Annotated in this window: 20 protein-coding genes; 17 read left to right on the top strand and 3 right to left on the bottom strand. The window is 45.7% G+C overall.

Going from position 1 to position 22,963, the window contains the following annotated elements; all coding sequences use genetic code 11:
- Window positions 1–268: 268 nt before the first annotated feature.
- From ACI4L0_RS07400 to ACI4L0_RS07385, 4 genes are read left to right on the top strand one after another with little or no spacing between them, the layout of a single operon-like run.
- Window positions 269–1,723 carry a S41 family peptidase gene (locus ACI4L0_RS07400; protein ID WP_439799525.1) on the top strand — a complete coding sequence of 485 codons (1,455 nt, stop codon included), beginning with the start codon at window positions 269–271 and terminating at the stop codon, window positions 1,721–1,723.
- Window positions 1,720–2,532 carry an RsmE family RNA methyltransferase gene (locus ACI4L0_RS07395; protein WP_439799524.1) on the top strand — a complete coding sequence of 271 codons (813 nt, stop codon included), beginning with the start codon at window positions 1,720–1,722 and terminating at the stop codon, window positions 2,530–2,532. The genes ACI4L0_RS07400 and ACI4L0_RS07395 overlap by 4 nt, the downstream gene beginning before the upstream one ends.
- A 2-nt stretch (window positions 2,533–2,534) precedes the next feature.
- Window positions 2,535–3,275: a WecB/TagA/CpsF family glycosyltransferase gene (locus tag ACI4L0_RS07390; protein WP_439799523.1), complete on the top strand. Its 741-nt coding sequence runs from the start codon at window positions 2,535–2,537 to the stop codon at window positions 3,273–3,275.
- Between the two features lie 7 nt (window positions 3,276–3,282).
- Entirely contained in the window at window positions 3,283–4,347 is a 1,065-nt protein-coding gene (locus tag ACI4L0_RS07385; protein ID WP_439799522.1) for a sigma-54-dependent transcriptional regulator, read from the top strand.
- Here ACI4L0_RS07385 and ACI4L0_RS07380 read toward each other — a convergent pair.
- Window positions 4,334–5,062, bottom strand: coding sequence for an RNA methyltransferase (locus ACI4L0_RS07380; protein WP_439799521.1), 729 nt, complete (start codon window positions 5,060–5,062; stop codon window positions 4,334–4,336). The genes ACI4L0_RS07385 and ACI4L0_RS07380 overlap by 14 nt on opposite strands.
- Window positions 5,063–5,077: 15 nt before the next feature.
- Window positions 5,078–5,626, bottom strand: coding sequence for an anti-sigma factor antagonist (locus ACI4L0_RS07375; protein ID WP_439799520.1), 549 nt, complete (start codon window positions 5,624–5,626; stop codon window positions 5,078–5,080).
- Window positions 5,627–5,922: 296 nt separating this feature from the next.
- Between ACI4L0_RS07375 and hisD the strand changes: the two genes are divergently transcribed.
- From hisD to ACI4L0_RS07355, 4 genes are read left to right on the top strand one after another with little or no spacing between them, the layout of a single operon-like run.
- Window positions 5,923–7,236 (top strand): histidinol dehydrogenase, encoded by a 1,314-nt coding sequence (hisD, locus tag ACI4L0_RS07370; RefSeq protein WP_439799519.1) that lies wholly within the window; start codon window positions 5,923–5,925, stop codon window positions 7,234–7,236.
- Between the two features lie 15 nt (window positions 7,237–7,251).
- A complete protein-coding gene (def, locus tag ACI4L0_RS07365) occupies window positions 7,252–7,830 on the top strand; it encodes a peptide deformylase (RefSeq protein WP_439799518.1) in 579 nt (192 codons plus the stop codon).
- Window positions 7,831–8,844: a methionyl-tRNA formyltransferase gene (fmt, locus tag ACI4L0_RS07360; protein WP_439799517.1), complete on the top strand. Its 1,014-nt coding sequence runs from the start codon at window positions 7,831–7,833 to the stop codon at window positions 8,842–8,844.
- 3 nt (window positions 8,845–8,847) lie between these two features.
- Window positions 8,848–9,879, top strand: a complete 1,032-nt coding sequence (locus ACI4L0_RS07355) for a PASTA domain-containing protein (protein WP_439799516.1) — start codon at window positions 8,848–8,850, stop codon at window positions 9,877–9,879.
- Window positions 9,880–10,005: 126 nt separating this feature from the next.
- On the opposite strand, the gene ACI4L0_RS07350 is transcribed toward ACI4L0_RS07355, so the two are convergent.
- Window positions 10,006–11,346 (bottom strand): acetate kinase, encoded by a 1,341-nt coding sequence (locus ACI4L0_RS07350; protein ID WP_439799675.1) that lies wholly within the window; start codon window positions 11,344–11,346, stop codon window positions 10,006–10,008.
- A 193-nt stretch (window positions 11,347–11,539) separates the two neighbouring features.
- Here ACI4L0_RS07350 and ACI4L0_RS07345 point away from each other — a divergent pair, with 193 nt between their 5' ends.
- The 9 genes from ACI4L0_RS07345 (at window position 11,540) to hisIE (ending at window position 22,940) form a co-directional block, all read left to right on the top strand.
- Window positions 11,540–12,175 carry an urease accessory protein UreH domain-containing protein gene (locus tag ACI4L0_RS07345; RefSeq protein WP_439799515.1) on the top strand — a complete coding sequence of 212 codons (636 nt, stop codon included), beginning with the start codon at window positions 11,540–11,542 and terminating at the stop codon, window positions 12,173–12,175.
- A gap of 10 nt (window positions 12,176–12,185) precedes the next feature.
- Entirely contained in the window at window positions 12,186–13,343 is a 1,158-nt protein-coding gene (locus tag ACI4L0_RS07340) for a 4Fe-4S binding protein (RefSeq protein ID WP_439799514.1), read from the top strand.
- 60 nt (window positions 13,344–13,403) lie between these two features.
- Window positions 13,404–14,813, top strand: coding sequence for a glucodextranase DOMON-like domain-containing protein (locus tag ACI4L0_RS07335; protein ID WP_439799513.1), 1,410 nt, complete (start codon window positions 13,404–13,406; stop codon window positions 14,811–14,813).
- 9 nt (window positions 14,814–14,822) lie between these two features.
- A complete protein-coding gene (locus tag ACI4L0_RS07330) occupies window positions 14,823–15,260 on the top strand; it encodes a LytTR family DNA-binding domain-containing protein (protein ID WP_439799512.1) in 438 nt (145 codons plus the stop codon).
- Window positions 15,261–15,302: 42 nt separating this feature from the next.
- Entirely contained in the window at window positions 15,303–15,734 is a 432-nt protein-coding gene (locus ACI4L0_RS07325) for a DUF3021 family protein (RefSeq protein ID WP_439799511.1), read from the top strand.
- A 40-nt stretch (window positions 15,735–15,774) separates the two neighbouring features.
- On the top strand, window positions 15,775–17,586 hold the full coding sequence (locus ACI4L0_RS07320; RefSeq protein WP_439799510.1) for a YgiQ family radical SAM protein: 1,812 nt from the start codon (window positions 15,775–15,777) through the stop codon (window positions 17,584–17,586).
- A gap of 149 nt (window positions 17,587–17,735) precedes the next feature.
- A complete protein-coding gene (locus ACI4L0_RS07315) occupies window positions 17,736–20,201 on the top strand; it encodes an ABC transporter substrate binding protein (protein ID WP_439799509.1) in 2,466 nt (821 codons plus the stop codon).
- A 61-nt stretch (window positions 20,202–20,262) separates the two neighbouring features.
- Window positions 20,263–21,615, top strand: a complete 1,353-nt coding sequence (locus ACI4L0_RS07310) for a dihydroorotase (protein WP_439799508.1) — start codon at window positions 20,263–20,265, stop codon at window positions 21,613–21,615.
- A 29-nt stretch (window positions 21,616–21,644) separates the two neighbouring features.
- The gene (hisIE, locus tag ACI4L0_RS07305; RefSeq protein WP_439799507.1) at window positions 21,645–22,940 is read left to right on the top strand and encodes a bifunctional phosphoribosyl-AMP cyclohydrolase/phosphoribosyl-ATP diphosphatase HisIE; all 1,296 of its coding nucleotides are present in this window, start codon (window positions 21,645–21,647) and stop codon (window positions 22,938–22,940) included.
- The last annotated feature ends 23 nt before the right edge of the window (window positions 22,941–22,963 follow it).

Raw genomic sequence — 22,963 nt, 5'->3', positions numbered from 1 at the left:
TCTATTGCATGGCTAATGCTGTAGAAAACTATTAGCCGTCATCTCTACAAAAAAACTGCCGAAGCCCACCCGCAACGACAGTGAAAAAATCACAGAAAAACATAGCGCTGCCTGGTTTCAGACAGCGCCCTAAAAACTGTGGATATTCCTGAAGAATTTTTCAGGATAACCTTATTATATATCAGTTTTTGCTGAAAGTCTATTCCCTGCCTGAAGTTCTGTTGAGATTGCCCTTGAACAGTGTTTTAAAAGGTCTTAAAATAGAACAATGAATGTAATAAAAAAATTTCTAAGGCTGGCGAGGGTTTTCCCGGCGCTTTTTTTGTTTTCTGTTTTTGCATCGCAGTGTTTTTCTGAATCCAAGTCACTGTCTTCTGATGTTGATGCGTCCAGGCAGCGTGAGTTTCTGAAGGTTATAAATCAGCTTTACTATTTTATTCAGCAGAATTATGTTGACGATGTCGATCCTGAGGTTCTTTACGAGGGAGCTTTAAAGGGCATGATAGGCGCTCTTGACGACCCCTATTCATTTTATATGCCCCAGTCCGAATGGAGAAGCCTGACTGATATTACAGTCGGAAACTTCGGAGGAGTTGGGCTTTCCATAACAAAGCCGCCTGTTTCTACTGAGGAAAAGCCTGCGTACGTTGAAGTGGCTGAGCCTATAGAAAATACACCGGGCGCAAAAGCCGGAATCCAGTCCGGAGATTTGATTATAGCGATTGACGGTGTGGACACATCCACAATCACAATGGACGAAGTTCTGAGCATGCTTCGCGGAACTGTGGGCGAAAGTGTTACAGTGAAAATCCGCAGAAGAAAAACCATTGAATTTGAAAAGACCCTTGTGCGCGCCGTGATTCAAAGCCCTTCGGTGAAATACGGTTTTATCCAGAACGAAAAAATAGGCTATATACGCCTCACTGAATTTTCTGTGAACACAGCGGCAAAGGTTCAGGAAGCCCTGGATTCATTCAAGGAATCTTCGTTCAAGGGGCTTATCATTGACTTGAGGAACAACGGCGGCGGACTTCTGGACAGCGCAGTGAATATAGCGGATAAATTTATTGACGACGGAATAATTGTTTCCACAAAGAGCCGTCTGCCCCAGGAAAATGCTGTTTACTATGCAATGAAGAAAAAAACGGCTGTGCGAGGAATTCCTATCGTTGTTTTGATAAACAGGGCGAGCGCAAGCGCAAGTGAAATTCTGACCGGTGCGCTCAAGGATTCCAAGATTGCCTACGTTGTGGGGGAAAAGTCATTCGGAAAGGGAAGTGTTCAGGTTCCGCGCCCGCTTGTCAACAACGATGGTTTTAAAATCACCGTGGCAAAATATTATTCCCCGAGCGATGTAAATATAGACAAGATTGGAATCAAGCCGGATTTAGAAGTGCTTTATCCTGAATTCACAGAGGAAGAGCAGAACGACTGGCATGCACTGGAGGAGTCGGGTGCGATAGCTGCCTATGTTGACGAGCATCCGAACATGACAGAAGCGGACATTTCCGCCTATGCAAAAATTCTTAGAAAAAAATACAAGCTTGAGGAGCGGCTGATTAGAAAAATGGTGCGCAATGAGCTTGACAGGACACGTTCTCCGCGGCTTTACGATCTCGACTATGATACCCAGCTCAATGCGGCGATAGATGTTATAAGGAAAGGAAATTTTGCGCAGCTGATGTCATCGGCGAAAACCCTCAAAGAGCAGCAGGAACAATGAGACAGCTTATTGTGGATTCGCCTCTGGGGGCTGATGGCTGCATCTGCATTGAAGGCAAGAAGTACCATTATCTGAATTCAGTTCTGCGTGTAAAATGCGGCGACATGGTTTATGCAAGGCTTTCAGGCGGACAGGTTCAGCCGATGACGGTGGCGCGCATTGATTCCAGCGGAAAAAAAATAATTCTTCAGGCGGCGGAAGTCCGTGCATTTCAGGATTCGCAGACAAAAGCCGCTCCTGTTCTTGAAAAGCCTGAAACGGAACTGTGGCTGTTTCAGTTTGAAGCTAAGCCGCCCAAAATGGATTTAATTGTAAGGCAGGCTGCAGAGTGCGGAGTTTTTGGCATTGTTCCGGTGGAAGGCGAATTCTGCCAGCGCGGAAATATTGATTCCGCCAGAAAAAAATCAGATGGAGCGGACGGACGGTGGGAGCGGATTATAACCGAGGCAAGACAGCAGAGCGGCTCCCCTGTGGAAACAAGAATTTTCCCGTCGGTTTCTGTGCAGGAGGCATGCAGCTTCTGGAGCAGCCTGTCAGCGGAAAACAAGGCGGCGGTTGTTTTGTATGAGCGCAGCATTGGCACACAGCCCCTTTATTCAGCGCTGAAAAATGCCGACATTATAGGAAAGAAAAAAGCCAGCATTGCTGTTGCCGTTGGTGCGGAAGGGGGAATTTCCCCGGATGAAATCAATGCCATGAAGGAAGGCGGCTTTGTTCCCGTGCATTTTGACACGAATATACTTAGGTGCGAAACCGCTTCTTTATACGGAATTGCGGCTTTGCAGACTGTTTTAAATCTGGGAGAATGAAAATGGCGGTTCAACGCATAGATTTGCTTGGTGTTCCTGTGGATGTCTGTTCCAGCCAGGACTTGGAGGAAAAAGTTTTGGAGCTTCTGGAAAAAGGCGCGCCTTCTCAAATTTCGTTTATAACAATCTGGGATTTTATAAGAGCCAGGGGAAAAAACGAGTACGCGGAAAGCATAAGGAATGCCGATCTGGTGATTCCTGTTTCAAAGAGCATTTTGTTCGGGGCAAAATTTCTTTGCAAGACTGTTCCCTTCAGGCATAATCCGTTTGATGTTTTTATATCAGTCCTTTCAATACTGGAGAGCCGCTACAAGTCGTTTTATATGTTCGGCGGAAAGAAAAAAGCTCTGACAGACGCAGAAAAAAATATGCGGGCAACTTTCCGGGGGCTTCAGATTGTGGGCCGGTGCGTGGGCTACTACCAGAAATCCGAGGAAGAAAACATCGTGCAGGCGATTTCAAAAGCTTCCCCGTCACTGGTTTTGGTCAGCGAGGGAATAAAGAAAAGGGATTACTGGAGCTATTCCAGAAGAAACAGATTTTCCACTGGAATTTTTATGTACTACCGGGATGCGGTGGGAATTCTCAGCAAGAGAATAAAGCGAGTAAATCCAAAGGTGTTTGAGCGCGGCTATGAAATATGGGGCGAGCTTCTAAGAAATCCGCTGAAGTTTTTTTTGATTTTTCCATTTATGTGGTATATAATTCTCCTTGTCTGGACAAAATTGTTTAAAAAGGACTGAGAGGGTTTTGTCAAGGGAGAGGATTTTACTTGTTTCAGGCAGGAATGAATTTGTTTCTTTTTGCCAGTCTGCGTTTCAGGACGGATTTATTTTTCTGAATGTTGCGACAGATAATTTTGATTTCATTCATCCGGAATTTTTTCTTGTGTCGGCGGTTCTGCTGGATGCCTTTAATCTTTCTTCGCTGAAGATTTCTTTTCTGGCGGAATTTTTCAAGAATACGCTTGACAGGCCTGTTTTTATATGCCGGGAAAAAAGCGACTGCATAAGATTTGTTTCTGCTCTTCCCGGACGGACAAAAAAATATCCGCCCCTGGACATGGAGTTCAGCGGCGAAAAATCAGTGGAAAGCCCTTCTCATTCACTGCGAGAGGCGCGCTCCCGGAGCTACTCTGCCCTTCTTGAGGCGGCATGCAGGAGCGATTCCACAGTTCTGCTTCTTGGCGAAAGCGGCTCTGGAAAAACCTACACCGCCCGTTTTATACACGATAATTCAAAAAGAAAAAACAAAAAATTCACTCCGTTCAATCTTGCGGAAATAAATCCAAATCTTATTGAAAGCTCTCTTTTCGGCTCGACAAAAGGCTCGTTTACTGATGCGGCGGAAAAAACAGGAATTCTGGAAGAGGCTGAAGACGGCACGCTTTTTATTGACGAGATAGCGGCGCTGAGTCTTGACGGGCAGGGAAAATTTTTAGGCGTGCTTGACTCCAGGGAATTCTGTAGGGTTGGAAGCAGCCGAAAGCGTCCGCTGAATGCACGCCTTATATTTGCCACTGACGGCAGAATACACGAGCTTATGGAAAAAAATCTTTTTAAAAGGCAGCTTTTCTATAGAATCAGCGTGCTTGTTATAACAGTGCCTCCGCTGCGTGAACGGAAAGACGAGATAGCTGGAATTGCGGAAAAAACCGCTTCGGAATTCAAAAAGAAGCTTTCTTCCTGCGCTGTAGAAAAGCTTGTGGATTTTTCATGGCCGGGCAATATCCGCCAGCTGAAAAACTGCATTGAATGTGCCTGTGTCTGCACAAAGGGCGATACAATTTTTGCCAGGGACATTATTTTTTTCTAGCAAGCCCGGCAGCCTTGTTGAAAACTTTTTCTATATATTTTGCTTCTCCTTCGCTCAGCGCGGCGCGGGCAAGAATGTCACGCCAGAAAATTTCCATGTCGCTCCGCCCCGCCACAGAAAAGAATCCTATTTTCTGGAGATTGTCTGCGATTGTGTTCACGGTCTGCATGAGCCTCTGGTTTTGTATGGGCGTGTATCCGGTGCTTGTCTTTCCGCTGTGCCTGAAAAGAGTGTAGCATATTATCTGGACTGCGTGGCTTAGATTGAGCGATCCGAATTCTTCGCTTGAGGGAATGGCAACCCCTATTTCACATTCAAGAATTTCTTTGTCGTCAAGTCCTGTGCGCTCGTTTCCAAAGACAACTGCAACTTTTCCGCCGGCGCTTTCCGAACCTGAAATTCTCGATGCTGTTTCCGCAAATTCCTCGGGAAGAAGAAGCTTTCCCTTGCGCTTTTTTCCTCTCCGGCGCGTGGTTCCGCAGATACAGGCGCAGTCCGCACAGGCTTCTGTTATTGAGCTGAAAAATCCGGCCTGGTCAAAAATATAAGATGCATGGATTGCAAGTACATGGACTTTTTCAATGTCAATGTCTTCTTTTTTTCCTACAATCCTGAGCTGGTGAATTCCGCTGTTTGCCATTGCCCGGCATACGGCTCCGATGTTCCGCGGCTCTTCCGGGCGCGCTAAAACGATAACGATATTGTCTAAATTCATGAAAGCTAGCGGCTCTTATCCAAGGAAAATTTTTCCGTCCTGCTTGATAACGATAATCGCCTTGCACTCAGAGCATCTGAAGCGGCCGCTTTTTATTGCCTTCAGTTTTTTTGCGCATACGGGACATTCAAAGACTTTTGGAAACGGAGACTCCCCGTCGTCCCTTTCCTTTTTCAGATATTCTTCCGCTTCCTCTATGGAATCCTTCAGATTAAATACATTGCTGAATCCTAAAAGCTGGAACACTTCCAGGACTTTCGGCTGCACTCCTACAAAAACAATTTCGCCGCCTTTTGCCTTTGCGCTTTTTTCGATTGAAGTCAGTGAGCCGATTCCTGTGGATGATATATAGTTCAGGTTCTGGCAGTTGAATACAATGTTCTTGAATTCCTTTTCCATCAGCTTTGCCATTTGCTTCTGGAAGTATGCGGAATTATATGTGTCGATATATCCGCTGAGAGTTACCAATATGGAATAAGGGGATTCTTCTATTTTACTCAGAAGAATTTCCAGGCTTCCGTCTTTTTCGTCATTAAAACCTTGCACTAAATCATTGTTATCCATAAAATTGCATGCTCCGGCAAAATACAGTTTTAATCTAGTATACTGAATTTTTTTTAGGCTTCTTTAATAGTATATCGAATTTCAAATGCTGTCAAATTAGAAGGACTGTTCTGTCTGATTCTGTGCGCAGGCGCTACAAATATCAGCTGAAAGGAAATTCAGAAAGTGGCTTAATTGTAAAAGCTGCGGTTTTCTGATATAATTTTGTTTTACTGATAAAGGCGTATGTTTTTCGGGAAATGCGGTTTTTTTAGTTCCCTTTAGTTTTCAGTTTTTTGCGGGAGGAAGAAATAAAAGTGATACGAATTCAGAAGGCGGGCGAGATTGAGGATGAATTTTTCTGCGGCCGGAATTTCGGAGAGTCCATAGAATCGGTTCGCGGTATTTTAAAAGACGTAAAGCTCAGGGGAGATGAAGCCCTCCATGAATACAGCAAGAAATTCGACATGGATTCCCCCAGCGAGCTGAAAATCCCGGAGGAAACATTGAGGCGGGCTGCTGAAAAAATGCAGTCGGAAAATCCGAAGCTTTATGATTCTCTGTGCTATTCAAGGGATCTGGCAGTGCGTTTTGCAAGCCGCCAGAGAGAATCGTTTGATGATTTTGAAGTGGAGCTTGAGCCTGGAATTTTCACAGGCCAGAAAAATATTCCGGTTGAGCGCGCGGGGCTTTATGTGCCGGCAGGAAGATTTCCGCTTGTTTCAACTGTTGTGATGACGAGCTCTCCGGCCATAGCTGCTGGTGTAAAGGAAATCATTCTCTGCACTCCCCCGAGAAAAAATCCGGACGGGAGCGGTTCCCCCTATGCTGACGAAAATATAATGGCGGCGGCTTTTATCTGCGGCATCCGGACTGTTTTTGCATGCGGCGGCGCACAGGCTGTGGCTGCTATGGCATTCGGCACACAGACAATTCCTGCGGTCGATGTAATTGTGGGGCCGGGAAACAAATTCGTGGCGGAGGCAAAGCGGCTTGTCTATGGCACAGTCGGAATCGATATGATTGCAGGGCCTACGGAAGTCTTTATAATCGCAGACAAAACGGCAAATCCAAAGTGGATTGCGGCGGATCTTCTTGCCCAGGCGGAGCATGATGTTGTAGCGCAGGCCGTTCTTGCAACTGACAGCCTTGAGCTTGCGCATAATGTTTCGCTTGAGATAGAGAGGCAGATTGAGATGCTTCCTACAAAGGAAACTGCGGCGCAGAGTATAAGCGGCTTCGGCCGGATAATAATAACGGAATCCCTGGCTCAGGCGGCTGAAATCGCCAACAGAAAGGCTCCGGAGCATCTGGAGCTTGCAATGAGCGAAAGTCCTGAGCGGCAGAAACTTCTTTCAAGAATCCATAATTACGGCTCGCTGTTTATCGGACACGGCGCGGCTGAGGTTTTCGGAGATTATGCCGCTGGTCTGAACCACACTCTTCCAACTTCTGGAAGCGCGAGATTTACAGGCGGACTGAGCGTGAGGGCGTTTATAAAAACCGTCACAACACTGCGTACGGATAATACAAAGCCAGGCGCAAGAAAATCAGCGGAAGCGGCAGGTTTTCTAGGCGATGCGGAAGGTCTTGCTGCGCATGCGGCGGCGGCAAGGCTTAGACTTGAATAGCGGAGAACAGAAGCAATGCGTATATGTAAGCTTGGAGAGGATGTTTTAAGACAGAAGTGTGCTCCTGTGCAGGCGGATGAAATAGACAGTAATCTGCGCTCAACACTGGATGCCATGTTTGAAACGATGATAAGCGCGGATGGAGTCGGGCTTGCCGCTCCTCAGGTTGGAATTTCAAAGCGTTTTTTTGTGGTCATTTCAGATGACAACGTGCGCCGTGTGTTTATCAATCCTGAAATTATAAAGACTTCCGTGGAAAATTCTGAATACGAGGAAGGCTGTCTTTCTCTTCCGGGGCTGTCTGAAAAAATCGTCCGCCCTGTGAAAATTTCGGTCAGCGCGCTTGATGAGAACGGCAAGAGATTTGTTTTGACTGATGTTGACGGTCTGCTTGCAAGAATAATCCAGCATGAAAACGATCATCTGGACGGAATTCTTTACATCGACAGGGGAACCGAGGAATTCAAGAACAAGGCCGTGGAGCTGTTCAAGAAAAAGGCTGAGCGCGCCCAGAAAAAGCTGGCGGAAAAAGAAGCCAAAAAACGCAGCCTTGAGGCAAAGCTTGCGGCGAAAAATGCAAAGAAAGGTTGCTGAATGCTGAAGGTTTTGTTTGGCGGAAGCCCTGCCTGTGCAGCAAAGGCGCTTGAGCTTATTCTGAAAGACAGCGCCATGTCTGATTCTGTGCCGGAGGAAAGCTACCGTATTGTCGGGGTTCTTACAAATCCTCCGTCCGCGCAGGGGCGGCACAAGGAGCTTATTCCCACTGAAGTCGAGCAGTATGCGCTTATCTGGAACAGGGCGAGAAATGACAGTATAAAGGTGCTTTCTCCTGAGCATATAAAGCAGCCCGAGCGTGAGGAAATCGCTGCGCTTGAGCCGGATATTTTTGTCTGCTTTGCCTATGGGCATATTCTCGGCCCTAAATTCTTTTCCCTGTTTAAATTCGGGGGAATAAACCTTCATCCCTCGCTGCTTCCCAAATACCGGGGAGCAACTCCTGTGAATGCGGCTATTCTGAACGGCGATGACGAAACAGGCTTTTCGATTCAAAAAATGTCGCTCGGAATGGATGAAGGCGATATTCTTTATCAGCAGACCGAACGCCTTACGGGAACTGAAACCGCCGAGCAGGTTCTGAAAAACAGCGCTCTTTACGGAGGAATGAACATAACACAGATTCTGCGCGAAATTGCACGCACCGGAAATCTTCCCCCGTCGTTTCCGCAGGAAGGACAGCCTTCGTACTGTTCCGTAATAAAAAAAGAGGACGGAAAAATAGACTGGAACAAGAGCGCGGAGCAGATTGACGCCCAGATACGGGCTTATACTCCGTGGCCGGGATGCTTTGCTTTTTCAGGCGATATGCAGCTGAGAATTCTGAAGGCGCGCGCGGCAACAAAAATAGCGGCACAGGATCCTTCTGTTGTAAAGAACACTTCGGCGGTTCCGGGAACAGTGCTTGAGTACAACAAGCAGCGCGGAATTCTTATTCAGACAGGAAGCGGAGTTTTGATTGCTACAGAGCTTCAGTGGCAGACAAAAAAAGCCATGGACTATAAATCTTTTATGAACGGTGCCAGGAATTTTATAGGCACTGTCTTGGAGTGAATGATGCGTATTGACAAACTGAAGGATGCCCTTTTAAAGACCAGGGTGCAGTTCAAGGGCTGGCTCGATGATTTGAAGGACGGCGGAAAAACTGTTGTAATCACTATGATTCTTGCCATTTTTATAATGGGCGCATCCTGCCTTGCTGTGTTTTTTATCGCGGTTCAGGGGGCTGAAAAAGTTATGGTTCCTGATGTAAGGGGAAAAAGCCTTGCAGAGGCGCAGCTTGAGCTTCAGGCAAAGGAGCTTTATCCAAGAATTCAGCTGAAGTATTCGGAAATTCCCGGCGACAAGGGAACTATTCTTGATCAGAATCCTGTTCCGGGAGCGATTGTGAAGGCATACCGCAGTGTGAATCTGACTGTGAGCCGCGGAGTTCCGATTGATTACATGGAAGACTATTCCGGCAGAAACATAGACGAGGTTTTAAATGCCATGGAGCTTTTGTTCAGCGGCGCGAATTCTTCTGTGGAAATTTTTCCGCCTGTTTACCAAAAGAGCGAGCAGGCTGTTGGAACAATCCTTGTGCAGTATCCGCCCGAGGGAACGCCGATTGAGGAAAATACAGGAATTCAGTTTGTGGTGAGCAGCGGAATGGAAATTCCGAAAACAGAAGTTCCTGACATCAAGGGGCTTTCCATAAGGCAGCTTCTTGCCAGGCTGAAGGACATGAAAGTTGTGTTTGATTTTGATCTTGAGGAGGATTCAAAAAGTCCTGCTGATGGAATCATCTCTGAGGTGGAGTCCGCCGGAAAAAAAGTTGAGTATTTTTCAAGGGTCAATGCGGTTTTAAAAATTCAGCCGCTGTCTGAAAAATCGCAGGCAGTGCAGGGAATTTTTTCTGCGGAGCTTCCGGAATACCCCTACCCGGTTCCAGTCAGGCTTGATTCCCAGGATCAGAATGGAAAGTGCATTTCGCTTGCGGAATTCTGTCATCCGGGAAACCATCTTACAATTCCATACAGCGTAAAAAAAGGCACTGTGCTTATGCTTTATGTTCTGGACGAAGAATACATGAAGGTCGTTGTGGAATAAAAACGCATCTTGAATTTAATTCAATGGTAAAAAAAAGGGCTTCTAAAAAATCATTGATTTTTTAGAAGCCCGTATTATTTAAGCTTTAAGCATCAGCGTGCCCTGACACCATGGCTTAGAAAAGCATTACTGTTTTGGAGGCCGCGCAATAATCTTTGCGATATTCGGACGCTTTTCAAGATCTCCTTTCAGTCCTTCTTCGCGCGCCTTGTTTACATATTCAGGCGACTGGAAGCTGTAAGTGAAATTTGTGTGGACATCGTAGGTTCCCTGCATGAGCGCAAAGGCATCTTCTGTCATGACAAGCTCTTCATCTGTTGGAATAACGAAAATTTTTGTCGCGCTGTCATCAGCTGAAATGCAGGTTTCCGCATTTCCTGTGAATGACCATTCATTTTTCTGCGCATCAATTTTTATTCCGTAGTTTTCCAGGCCGCTCAGCGACTTGAATCTTGTGATAGGTCCGCGCTCGCCGACACCTGCTGTAAATACGATTGCATCCACGTGTCCGAGTTCCGCCATATATGCGCCGACATATTTTTTTATGCGCAGCGCTTCCATTTCAATGCAGAGCTGGCAAAGTTTGTCGCCTTTTGAGGCTGCTATTTCAATATCGCGGCGGTCGGAATATTTTTCTGTGATTCCAAGACAGCCTGATTTTTTGTTCAGGGACTTGTCCATTTCATCCGCGGACATTCCCGTTTTTCTCATAATGTAAAATGGAAGCGCCGGGTCGACATCTCCGCTGCGTGTTCCCATTATAAGACCTTCAAGCGGAGTGATTCCCATTGTTGTGTCATAGCACACGCCGTTTTTTACAGCGCACATTGAAGAGCCGTTTCCGATGTGGCAGATAATAATGTTTGTGTCCTTTGGATTTTTGCCAAGAAGCACAGCGGCTCTTTTTGCAGTGTAAAGGAAAGATGTTCCGTGGAATCCGTAGCGGCGCGCGGCATACTTTGTGTACCATTCACGCGGAACAGCATACATGAAAGTTTCTTCCGGCATAGTCTGGTGCCATGCTGTGTCCATTACAGCGCAGTGCGGAACATCCGACATTACTTTTTGAGCAGCTTCAATTCCCATTATGTTTGCCGGCATGTGCAGCGGGCCTAAATCCACAACAGAGCGGAATGTTTCAAGCACTTCCGGAGTTATCAGAACAGACTTTGTGAATTTGTCTCCGCCGTGCAGCACTCTGTGACCTACTGCCTTTATTACAGACATGTCAGAAATCACACCGATCTGCTTGTCTGTGATTGTGTTCAAAATAAGCTCTATTGCATCCTTGTGGGTAGGACAGGAACTCTTGATTTCTGTCTTGCTTCCTTTTGCCTTGTGTGTGATGCATGAACCTTCTATTCCAATGCGCTCAACAACACCGTTCGCCAGGACTTCCTTGTTGTCCCAGTCGTAAACCTGGTATTTTGCAGAAGATGATCCGCAGTTCAATGTAAGAATTACCATAGCCATAAAATGCCTCTAAAATAAAAAATACAGCTCATTATATTAACAAGAAAAAAAAAATTCAACTTTTCACTGCGGCCGGAATTTTTCACCCGGTGAATTCCGCAGCTTACATTCAGATTTATGCATCTTGCCTGAAATACGGTTTTTTCTTCTTCGCTTATTTTATAGAGTTCCTGCAACGGAGGTTTTAATGTTTTTAGAGGCGGTTCTTCTTGGGCTTTCTACAGGAACTTACTGCGCAATGTACTGCGGCCCGGCTTTGATTCCCTTTCTGTGCGGAACACAAAAAATTTCATACAGGCGCAATGCCCTGCTGACGGGAATTTTTCTGCTTTCAAGGCTCTCTGTGTATTTTGCGCTTGGATTTTTTCTGAGCCGGCTTGGAATTCTTTCCGCGGAATTTTTTGATCCGTATTTTGCAAGAAGGCTTTCGGTGTATGCGTATATTTTCTGCGGAGCATCCTTGCTTTTGAATTCGCTCGCAGTGAAATTTCCCTGGAGAGAAAACGGATGCAGATGCCCGGCTCTGAAAATTGCAGGCAATGATTTTTTGACTGCGGTTTTTACAGGCGCGGCTGTGGGGCTTCATATCTGCGCTCCGCTGTGGACGGCTATTGCAAGGTCAGTTTTTGCCGAAAGCAGAGCGTGCGGAATTTTTTATCTTCTGTTTTTTTATGCAGGCACGCTTCCGTTTTTTATTCCAGTGCTTGGTATTCCGTTCGCGCAGAAACTTCTTCCTGCTGTAAAGCGGATTTCAAGGATTGTCCAGTTTCTGCTTGGAATTTATTTTTTGTTTTTTGAAGGCGCGGTGAATTTGTTTTTCTAGGGGAAATTAAATGATTGTATCTATTGTGCTTTGTTTTTTGATGTCGCTGGTTATCACATTTTTTGTTTTGGCCGGCAACGGTTTTTCGCTTGTTTCAGTTTTTTATGGAATCTTTCTTTTAGCGCTGTATTCTGGAATGACATTTTCCGAGGCAAGAAAAAAAGGAAGCGGCTCGGTGTTCAGAAGAATTTTTTTAATCACATTTGCGGTTTTGTTCTGCATTTCATTTATAGGCTCGCTTTTTGATGAGCGCGGAAGCATGGCAATCACGTCGGAGGCAATGGCAGGCAGCGAGCTTCCATTCTGTCACATTGTGATTCCGCAGGTTCTTCTTCCCTTTCTTATTACAAACAGCATTATTTTTCCGGCGAGAGTTTCAGGGCATTACGCTTCCATTGCCAGCATGCTTGGAATCTGGCTGATGTTCACGCTTACAATCGGCAGAGGCTGGTGCGGCTGGGTTTGCTTTTACGGCGGCTGGGACGAAGCTTTTTCCCGCGCTGCAAAAAAGAAGAGAGTAAATCTGCTCAGCAGGAACAGGGAAATAAGGGATTTTCAGTTCGGCTTTTTGTTCTTTATAGTTCTGGCCTGTATTGGAACAATGTCCGCTGTTTATTGCAGCTGGTTCTGTCCGTTCAAGCTTGTTACGGAATTCAGCCCGATGACAACTATTGAAGGGCTTATTGCCGGCGTTGTTTTTATAGGGCTTTTTCTGGGGCTTGCGGTTGTCCTTCCTTTTTTGACAAAGCGCAGGACGCAGTGCAGTTCCCTTTGTCCGTTCGGTGCATTTGCTTCGTTAACAGACAGAGTGAGCATTTTCAAAATGGGCATTGACACTGAAAAATGCATAGGTTGTCTGAAATGCGCTAATGCCTGTCCGTTCGGCGCTATTGACATAGCAACCATCCGCCAGAAAAAAACGTCCCCGGAGCTTACGTGTGCAAAGTGCGGCGAATGTATTTCAGTCTGCCCGGCGCATGCTATTTCCTATCAATTCAGGTTTGCCGCAAAATGCAAAATTCCCGAGCCGTCCTCCGGATTTGAAAAAGGAATACGCAGTTTTCTTGATCCGGCGAATTTGTTCAGATTTGCGGCATTTTCGTTTGGAACTGTCATGTCCGGAAATTTTGCCGTTGATTCTATTTCAAGGATTTTAGGAAGCCTGTAAAAAATGAAGGCTGAATGCGGTTCTGGATGTTCCGCGCAAAATTGTTGACTGGAGTAAAAAATGCTGAAGATAACTTACTATTTGAAGGCTGCTTTTTGCGCTGTTGTATGCACAGCAGGAATTTCTTTTTCGCTTATAAGCAGTGACATTATCAGTGAATTCCTTGTGAAATCCCTTCGCTTAAAAACTTCACCGGAATTTAACGGCGGACCTGTTGCTGCTGATTTTTTTGATGAAACTGAGGATGATGCCGGAAGCGGAATTCTGAACTATCCGCGCTACAGCCAGTTTGTTCCCGGCTCGCTTGATTTAGTCCGCTACACTGTGCATGAGCCTGTTTACAAAGCTGTCTGGCAGCAGAACCCTGAATACTGGCAGCTTGACTTTGAATTCAAGGCAGGAAGCCAGGAGCTTCGGAATGTGATGGTTTACATTTGCGTAGACTGTATTCCCGGAGGCGAAACTGTTCCGCTGTTTGACAATGCAGAGAACATTGAATTCGACAGCCTTCATCCGTGGAATTTCGCAGTCTGGCTGAGCGGAGAAAGCGGAACTGTCTACAACGAAAAGCACAGCGCAGTCTGCGGAACAGAAAATTATTTTAAGCACGGCGGAAAAAAAATAGTTGTGCGGATTCCTCTTGCCGACAAGGAGCTAAGAAAAATATACGCTTCAAAAACCACCTGGCATTATGTTGCTGCCGGAGCTTTTTCAAAGTGGGACACGGGCGGTTTTTTGCCAGCTGACAGAAATGAAAAAATATACGATTTGCTTGACGGTTCTCTTGATTCAGCTTCCCGGGCGCGGCAGTTTTCATCGCGGACTTTTTGCCCTGTGGAAGTGAAAATGCAGGAAAGCAGCGCGCAGTGCGATTCAGATTTTGAAAGCAAAGTGAAGGAGCAGTTCGGAAAAATTCAGGATCAGAAAATTGTTCCGTTGCTGGAGGAACCCGCCAGCGATTCTTCATTCGCACAGAAACTTGAATACGCCGTATGTGTTTTTGAGCAGGGGCTGCATGAAAAAGCTGAAAAAATTCTGGAGCGGCTTGTAAAGGAAGACAGCGGCTCTGCTCTTGCCAATGCTTATTATGGTTCCTGTCTTGCAATCCGCGGCGGAAAATCCAACGTGTTTTCTGCGATGAAGCTTGTAAATCAGTCGTTTGTTTATCTTGACAGGGCGGCCTCACTTTCAGAGGGAACCGGAGAGGAAATCGAAGTTCTCTTGAACCGCGCAGGAGTCGCATCGTCAGTTCCGGAAACTGTATTCAGAAAATCCGCTGTGGCAGCCTGGGACTATGTGCGCATCGCTGAGCTTTGCAAGGGTCTGTACGGGGAAGAAAATTCTTATGAGCGAGCCGTTGTTTCTGCATATTATTATATCTGCGCCGCGGAAAATTTCAGAAAAGCCGGTCTTGATGAAGATGCAAAAATGTATGCGTATTATGCAGAAAAAATTTTCCAAACGCAGTAAAATAAAACAATGAAAATAACAATACTGGACAAGGATTCTGATGCAGAGGATGAGATAATTGTAAAGTGTTCGCATCTCAGCCCGGACATACTCAGGCTTTTGAATTCATTTAAGGCGGGAAAGGACAAGCTGTTTTTTTCCACGCCTTCGGAGATAGTTGTTGTTTCCCCGGAGGAAATTTACTACTTTGAATCCGTGGACAACAATGTGTTTGCCTATACAAAGGATTCCGTGTATGAATCCAAAAGCAAGTTGTACCAGCTGGAAAATTCTCTGCTTTCCAGGGACTTTATAAGAGTGAACAAGGCTGTTGTTCTTAACATAAACAAAATAACCAGGCTTGTTCCGGCGTTCGGCGGAAGGTTTGAGGCTGTCCTGAAAAACGGATACAAGATTATCATTTCAAGAATGTATCTGCCCCTGCTCAAGGAAAAGCTTGGAATGTAGGACATCGGGCTGAAACTTTTAATAATTTTTTTGGAGAAATTTATGGCTGTGTTTTCTAAAGTGCTGAATATTTTTTGTCTGATTTCAACAGGAATTTTTTTGTGCTCGGGAATTTACTGCTTTATATGCTGGGGGCCTGATGTTCAGCTGAGCCTCTCATATATTCTGGGCGTGTTTTTGATTTCGTTTTTTTCCTCGGTGTTTTATATTCCGTTTTTTTCTGGAAGGGAATTTTCAAAGGCGGCGCTTCTTTTTTTCAGGGCGGTTTATTTTCTGGTTGTGAATTTGATGGTGCTGGCGGTCGGATATAAGCTTGGCTGGTTCAAAATTGGAAATGGAAAAATGATTATAGGAATGGAAATAACTGTCGCCGCGGTTTTTCTGATTGTCCATGTCGTTGAGTATATCCGCGGTCTTCAGGAAGCAAAAAAAATGAATGTCCGCATCGCAAGCCGCAATTCACTGTCCGAGTGAAGTTCTTGCGGCGCATCGGATATTCGGCTATAGTGAAAAAATGTTTCTACCTGTTTGCAAGAAGGATTTGGATGAGCGTGGAATAAGCGAGCTTGATTTTGTTTTTGTTTCCGGGGATGCATACGTTGACCATCCGTCTTTTGCCGCAGCTCTTCTGGGAAGACTCTTGGAGGCGAACGGATACACTGTTGGAATTCTGTGCCAGCCGGACTGGAAATCCGCGGAAAGCTTCATGGCTCTTGGAAGACCCCGGCTTGCTTTTCTTGTTACGGCAGGCGCGATGGACAGCATGGTTTCCAATTACACTGCAAACAACAAGCCGCGCTCGGAGGACTGCTATTCACACGGCGGAGAAAAAGGCCATCGCCCTGACAGGGCTGTGATTCAGTATGCGGCGGGAATACGCTCAGCGTACAAGGGCGTGTCTATTATTATCGGCGGAATTGAAGCCAGCCTGCGCCGCACATCCCACTATGATTACTGGTCAAACAAGGTTAGACATTCAGTGCTTCTTGATTCAAAAGCCGACCTGCTGATTTATGGAATGGGCGAAAAGCCGCTGCTTGAAATAGCCTCCCTTTTGCGCCAGGGTGTTCCCGCCCATCAGATTCGTGGAATAAGGGGAACATGCTGGTATGCCGGAAAAAAAGAGGAGCTTCCGCCCGGAGCGGTGATTCTTCCCTCGTTTGAAGAAGTCAGCAGGGATACTCCCGAAGGCCGCCGGAGTTTTGCCCTTTCGTATAAAATTCAGGAGGAAAACACAGATGCGATTAATGGAAGCGTTCTAGCGGAGCCTTCCGAAAGCCGTTTTGTGGTTCAGGAGCGCGCAGCCTTTCCTTTGAGCCAGTCTGAATTCGATGCTGTTTACGAGCTTCCCTTTGAGCGCAGGTGGCATCCAATGTATGATTCTGCGGCCTCGAATGGAAAAACCGGAGTTCCGGCCTTGTCCGAAGTGAAATTCAGCCTTACGAGCAGCCGGGGATGTTTTGGAGCCTGTAGTTTCTGCGCCATAACTTTTCATCAGGGAAGGCGGATTCAGTCAAGAAGCCACAGAAGTCTTCTGCGGGAAGCTGAAAAAATGACACGGGATTCTTCATTTAAAGGATATATTCATGATGTCGGCGGCCCCACTGCAAATTTCCGGCTTGATGCCTGTGAATTTCAGAAAACAAGGGGAGCCTGCAAAAACAAGGACTGCCTTGGAGTTTCCCCTTGTCCGAATGTCCGTGCAGACCACCGTGACTACATAGAGCTTTTAAGAAAGCTGCGTTCGCTTCCAAAAGTCAAGAAAGTTTTTATCAGGAGCGGAATACGGTTTGACTACCTTATGCTGGACAAGGACAAGACATTTTTGCGCGAGCTTTGCAAATTCCATGTTTCGGGGCAGCTGAAGGTTGCGCCTGAGCATGTAAGTGACAAGGTTCTTGCCCTTATGCGAAAAAGCACTCATTCCGTGTACGAAAAATTTTCAGCGGAATACGCAAAGATGAACAGGGAGCTTGGACTTTCGCAGTATCTTGTTCCATATTATATTGCAGGCCATCCGGGAGCTGGAATTCCAGAGGCCATAGAAACGGCTCTTTATCTGAAAAAGACGGGCTTTGTGCCGGATCAGGTTCAGGATTTTTACCCTACACCGGGAAGCCTTTCCACCTGCATGTATTATACGGGCCTCAATCCGCATGAAACAGATGAAGCCGGGCAGTTCAAGACGGTTTATGTGGCCCGCGGCGCACGAGAAAGAAGACTTCAGCGCGCATTGCTTCAGTTCAACAAGCCGGAAAACAGGGCGCTTGTAAGGGAGGCACTGATTCAGGCAAAAAGAGAAGACCTTATAGGAATTCTCCGCTGAGCATTTCCAAGGCGCAAGAACAGAAATTTCGCGCAAAAATCAGGATTTTAAATCCTCCGCAAAAATAGAAATTTCCGTATTGTATACGGGGGGGGGATACTTGTAAAATTTTTTTTTGTCGAGTACAATTCTTTATCAGGAGTAGTGTTATGGCAAAAAAAAGCTTTTTATCTATTCTTATGGCTGTCTCCTCCTGCATCCTTTTAGGCAGTGTTCTTTCCCTTTGCTTTTTTCTGTATAAAAACCGCTTTGCTTCTACTTTTGTAGACACTCAGTTTAACTCTACCCGGGCAAATGTTCTTTTTTTAAGCTCCATGCCAAGTCCCTATGCTGTTTCGCTCCAGGAAAAAGGCTTCAGAAGAGTATTTCTTAAAAACAAAATAAGCGTTGATATTGAATATTTTGAGCTTGATAATTTTTACGAAGACAAGCTGCCTGAATTCCTCAATGAAAGAATCAGCTATCTGAAGCAGAATAAAAAATATGATCTGGTGCTTGTGAGCGGCGGCTGGGCCTGCACTTTTATTGAAGAAAACTACGATGCTCTTTTTTCGGGACTTCCCGTTGTGTTTTTCTGCATAGAAAGCAACATCCACGCAAACCTTCTTCATGCGCGCGAAAATTTCTGGGGAATTGAAACAACGCGGTTTTTGTCGGACACTGTTTCTGTTGTAAGAAAGCTTTATCCTTCCGCGAACCATTATGTTGCAATCTACGATGGCACTGACGCCGGATGGGAAAATTATGATATTTTTGTAAACGCTGTAAAAAAGATTCCAGGAATAAAATTGTCCGGCATGAACACATCAAAAATGCCCAGGAACACAATGAAGCTGTACCTGTCCGCGCTTGACGAAAATTCCGTTGTGTTTTATCTGGGCGCGCTGCTTGACAGCTTCGGGAAAAAATATTCCATGCAGGAGCAGGCTGAATTTATTGTGGGCAGCACTTCCGCTCCTGTTTTCAGCCACAATGCGAACGGCGTGGGACTTGGCTTTATCGGAGGAAAAATGCTTGACTACGAAAAAGCCGCTGTTCTTGCCGCCAATCTGGTTGTTTCCGTTCTGGACGGCGAAAAAAATATTCCTCTTCAGAAAATAAGTGAAGGAAAATTTATTTTTGACTATGAGGCAATCGAAGAGCGCGGCCTGGAACATTCTTCTTTTCCTGTCAATTCTGTGTTTGTGAATATGCAGGATCAGTTCAAGAAAAACAGCAGGGGAATTTTTTTAGGAATACTTGGAATCATTGTTTCGCTTTCTGTTTTTATTATACTGGCTCTCTTCTTTATAATTTCGGAGATAAGAAATTCCCATGCTCTCAAAAGTTCAAATTTAAAAATGGAATATATGCTGGAGCATGATTCGCTTACGGATTTGCCGAACCGCTTCAAGGCGAATTCTGTTTTTGCTGAAGTTAAAAAGTCAGGAAAGCCTTATACGCTCATTCTTTTTGACATTGACGACTTTAAGAATATCAACGATTTTTATTCGCATGACTGCGGCGATATTGTTTTAAAGACGATTGCCAGCCGCCTTAAACTGTATACCGCCGGAAAGGATATTTTTGTTTCAAGGTTCGGCGGCGATGAATTCCTTGTGCTCTATATCGGCGGACTGCTCTCCGAGGATTCAATAGAAATCCAGGAGCTCCGCGATGCTTTTGAAGGCAGCATTCTCTTCGGCGAAAACACAATTCATATTCAATCCAGCTTTGGAGTTGTGACTTCCAAGGACTGCACAATAGAAAATATGGTTCAGAATGCGGACATTGCCTTGTACCGCGCAAAGAATTCCGGAAAAAACAGAACGGTGTTCTTTGATGAGCAGATGCGTGACAGAATTTTTGAGAATAACCGCATTTCAAAAATCATTGACGATGCCATTGAAAACGACGGAATTTGGGTTGCCTATCAGCCGCAGATTGATGCCGAAACCGGAGAAATCCACGGCTACGAAGCCCTGATGCGCCTGAAAAACTACAATATTTCCCCGGCTAAATTTATTCCCATTGCAGAGGAAACCGGAAAGATTATAAAGATTGACAGAATTCTTACGGAAAAAGTTGTCAAGCAGATGGCAGAATGGCGCGACCATGGAATTCCTCTTTATAGAGTTTCAATAAATTATTCTTACGGCCAGATAGCGGATATTCATTACGTTGATTTTCTTGACGAGCTTTTAAAGCGCTATAATATTCCCAGCGAGCTTGTGTGCATAGAAATTACAGAAAGCCTGCTCATTTCAAACAGGGAATCAGTTTCAAAGCTGCTGAATGAATTTGTGGGCCGCGGAATTTCTCTTGCGCTGGATGATTTTGGAACGGGCTATTCTTCGCTCAGCTATCTCACTTTCCTTCCGATTAACATTGTAAAAATCGACAAATCTATTGTTGACAATTATCTGTCCAACGAAAAGGGCGATTTTATAAAGAACATAGTGCGCCTTGTCCACTCTCTTGAAATGAAGCTTACTGTTGAAGGAGTTGAGCATCAGTGGCAGAACGAAAAGCTGAAGTCTTTCCACTGCGATTATATCCAGGGCTATTATTATTCCAAGCCTATTTCCGGGGCTGAAATTGAAGAATTCAACAGAAAATTCCAGCGCATAAGCTAAAGAAGCTTCCTGCAAACCAAGGCTTCTTGCTGTTTGCGTGGATTCGCTTTATACTGTTTCCATGCGAAATGCGGTTGTTATTTTTAATGCACGTCTTGTTGACGCCACCATGGACAAAAAAAATGCGGCGATTTTTCTGGAAAACGGAAAAATAAAGGAATTCCCTGACAAGTCAGCTTTAAAGGAAATCCTGAAGGATGATTCAGTTTTGAAGCTTGATGCGAAGGGCTGCTGTGTTCTTCCTTCTTTTATTGATATGCATTCCCATTTCCGCGATCCTGGCTTTACGCAAAAAGAAGACATCGAGAGCGGCTCTTCTGCTGCTGCGGCCGGAGGATTTTCAACCTGTGTCCTCATGCCGAACACGAATCCTGTTGTTTCCTCCCAGGAGCTTGCGGAGTTCAACAACAGCAAGGCGGAAAAACTTGGTCTGTGCAAAGTCTTTCAGTCTGTTTCAATCACCGAAAATTTTGATGGAAAAACCACATCTCATCTTGACCGCCTTGAGCGCGCAAAAGTTCCTGTCATAAGCGAAGACGGAAAGGAAGTCTGTGACAGCTCTGTGATGCTCGGCGCCATGAAAATCGCCGCCAAAAAAAAGATAGTTGTCTGCTGTCATTGCGAAGATCCGTTTTTAGCGGAATCTGCACGTCCTTTTAGAAAAGCTGCCCTGGAAATTCTTGCGGAAAACGGCGGCGGCTCAAAAGAAAAAAAAGAGGCTGTGGAAAAGCTAAAGGCCGCTGATTCAATTCTGGCCTGCGCGGAAGATGCTGCTACTTTCAGAAATCTCAGGCTTGCAAAGGATGCCGGCTGTCATATACATTTGTGCCATGTGAGCACTTCAGCCAGTGTAGAAGCCGCAAAAAAAGCCCGGCAGGAAGGCGTTGATGTGACTTTTGAGATTACTCCCCACCATATTTTTATGAGCGGCGGAAAAGCCCCGGAAATTTTCAATATTGTAAATCCGCCTCTTCGCTCAGAGTCAGACAGGCTTGCTTTGATTCAGGCGCTTAAAAACGGAGATGCGGACTGCATTGCAACTGACCATGCTCCGCATACTTTGCAGGACAAAAAGAACGGCAGCCCCGGATTCAGCGGTCTTGAAACTGCATTTTCTGCATGCTACACAATGCTTTCGCGGAAATTCGGAATAAGCCTGAAGAGGCTTTCACAGCTGATGAGCGCAAACCCTGCAAAAATTCTCGGTCTGAAAAAAGAGGGGCTTTTGAAGGAAGGCTATGCTGCGAATATTGTTGTTGTCAATCTTGACAAGTGCTGGATTGTCCGCGGAGCTTCGTTTATGAGCAGGGGAAAATATACGCCGCTCGAGGGAAAAAAGCTTTTCGGCGCTGTTGAGGCTACATTTTTTAACGGCCGGCTTGTTTTTCATGCCCCGGATTTTTCGTCATTGTAACAGTCATTTTTTTTTGGTAGGATAGGCGAATGGTAATTGCTTCTATTGATTTAAAGGACGGTCATGTTGTTCAGCTGAAGAACGGAAAGGAGCTTGTGCTTCAGCGTGATGATGCGGACTCGTTGATTTCGGAATTCAATATATATGGCGAAGTTGCAGTCATAGATTTGGATGCGGCCCTCGGGAATGTCGATGAAAAAGGCGTAACTGCAAACACCGGGCTTTTGAAGTCCTTGCTCCGCAGAGGAAATGTCCGTGTGGGCGGCGGAATAAGGACTGTAAAAAAGGCAAAGGAACTTGTTTCCCTCGGAGCGGAAAAAGTGATAATCGGCTCCGCTGCATGGAATTTGGACAGAAAAAACGGCTCTTCGGTTTTGAACACAGAATTCCTTGAGGAGCTTGGGGCCGCCATAGGAAAACAGCGCATAATAATTTCTGTTGATGCCATAAACGGAAAAATCGCCGTGAAGGGCTGGACTGAAACCGCGGATATTTCCCTGATTGAAGGCGCCCGTGAAGCTGAAAAATATGCCTCGGAGCTTTTGTTCACCTGCGTGGAAAAAGAAGGATGCATGCAGGGAACTGACATGGACATGGTGAAGCAGCTTCGTGACGCAGTCAGCTGCCGTGTTGTTGCGGCCGGCGGCGTGAATTCGCTGGAGCAGATTTCCCAGCTTGAAAAACTTGGCTGCGATGTTCAGCTTGGAATGGCTCTCTACACAGGAGCTGTAAGCCTGAAGGACAGCTTTATTGAATGTCTGGACTGGAATAAAACAGGCGGAATGGTTCCTGTCATTGCCCAGAGTCCGGCAGGAGAAGTCCTTATGATGGGATATTCAAACCGCGATGCCCTTGAAAAGACATTTGAAACCAAAAGACTTACTTTTTTCAGCAGAACCCGCGGCACGCTCTGGACAAAGGGCGAAACATCAGGCCATTATCTTGAGCTTGTAAAAATCAGGGCAGACTGTGACCGGGATACTTTGCTTGCCACTGTTATTCCCCATGGAGGAGTTTGCCATACAGGAAGCTTTACGTGTTTTTCAGGCGAGGCCGGAGAAAAGAGCAGCATGGAGCGGCTTTACGGAATAATCGCCGGGCGTTTTGCAAATCCCTGTCCAGGAAGCTATACAGCCACTTTGGATGCCAAGCGAGTGCGCGAAAAAATCATGGAGGAAGCAGAAGAGCTTACAGAAGCCGGAAAAAAGGACGAAGTCATCTGGGAAGCTGCCGATTTGCTTTATTTTGTGAGCGTTCTCATGTACAAGGAAGGAGTATCCTGGCAGGATGTTTACGATGAGCTTGACAGGCGGCATAAAAAATAAAAGACTTTGTTGTCTTGGCGCAT

The organism is Treponema sp. (assembly GCF_051883275.1).
GTDB lineage: Bacteria > Spirochaetota > Spirochaetia > Treponematales > Treponemataceae > Treponema_D.
The sequence above is the reverse complement of the archived record's forward strand: the minus strand, read 5'-3'. Positions and strand labels throughout refer to the sequence as shown.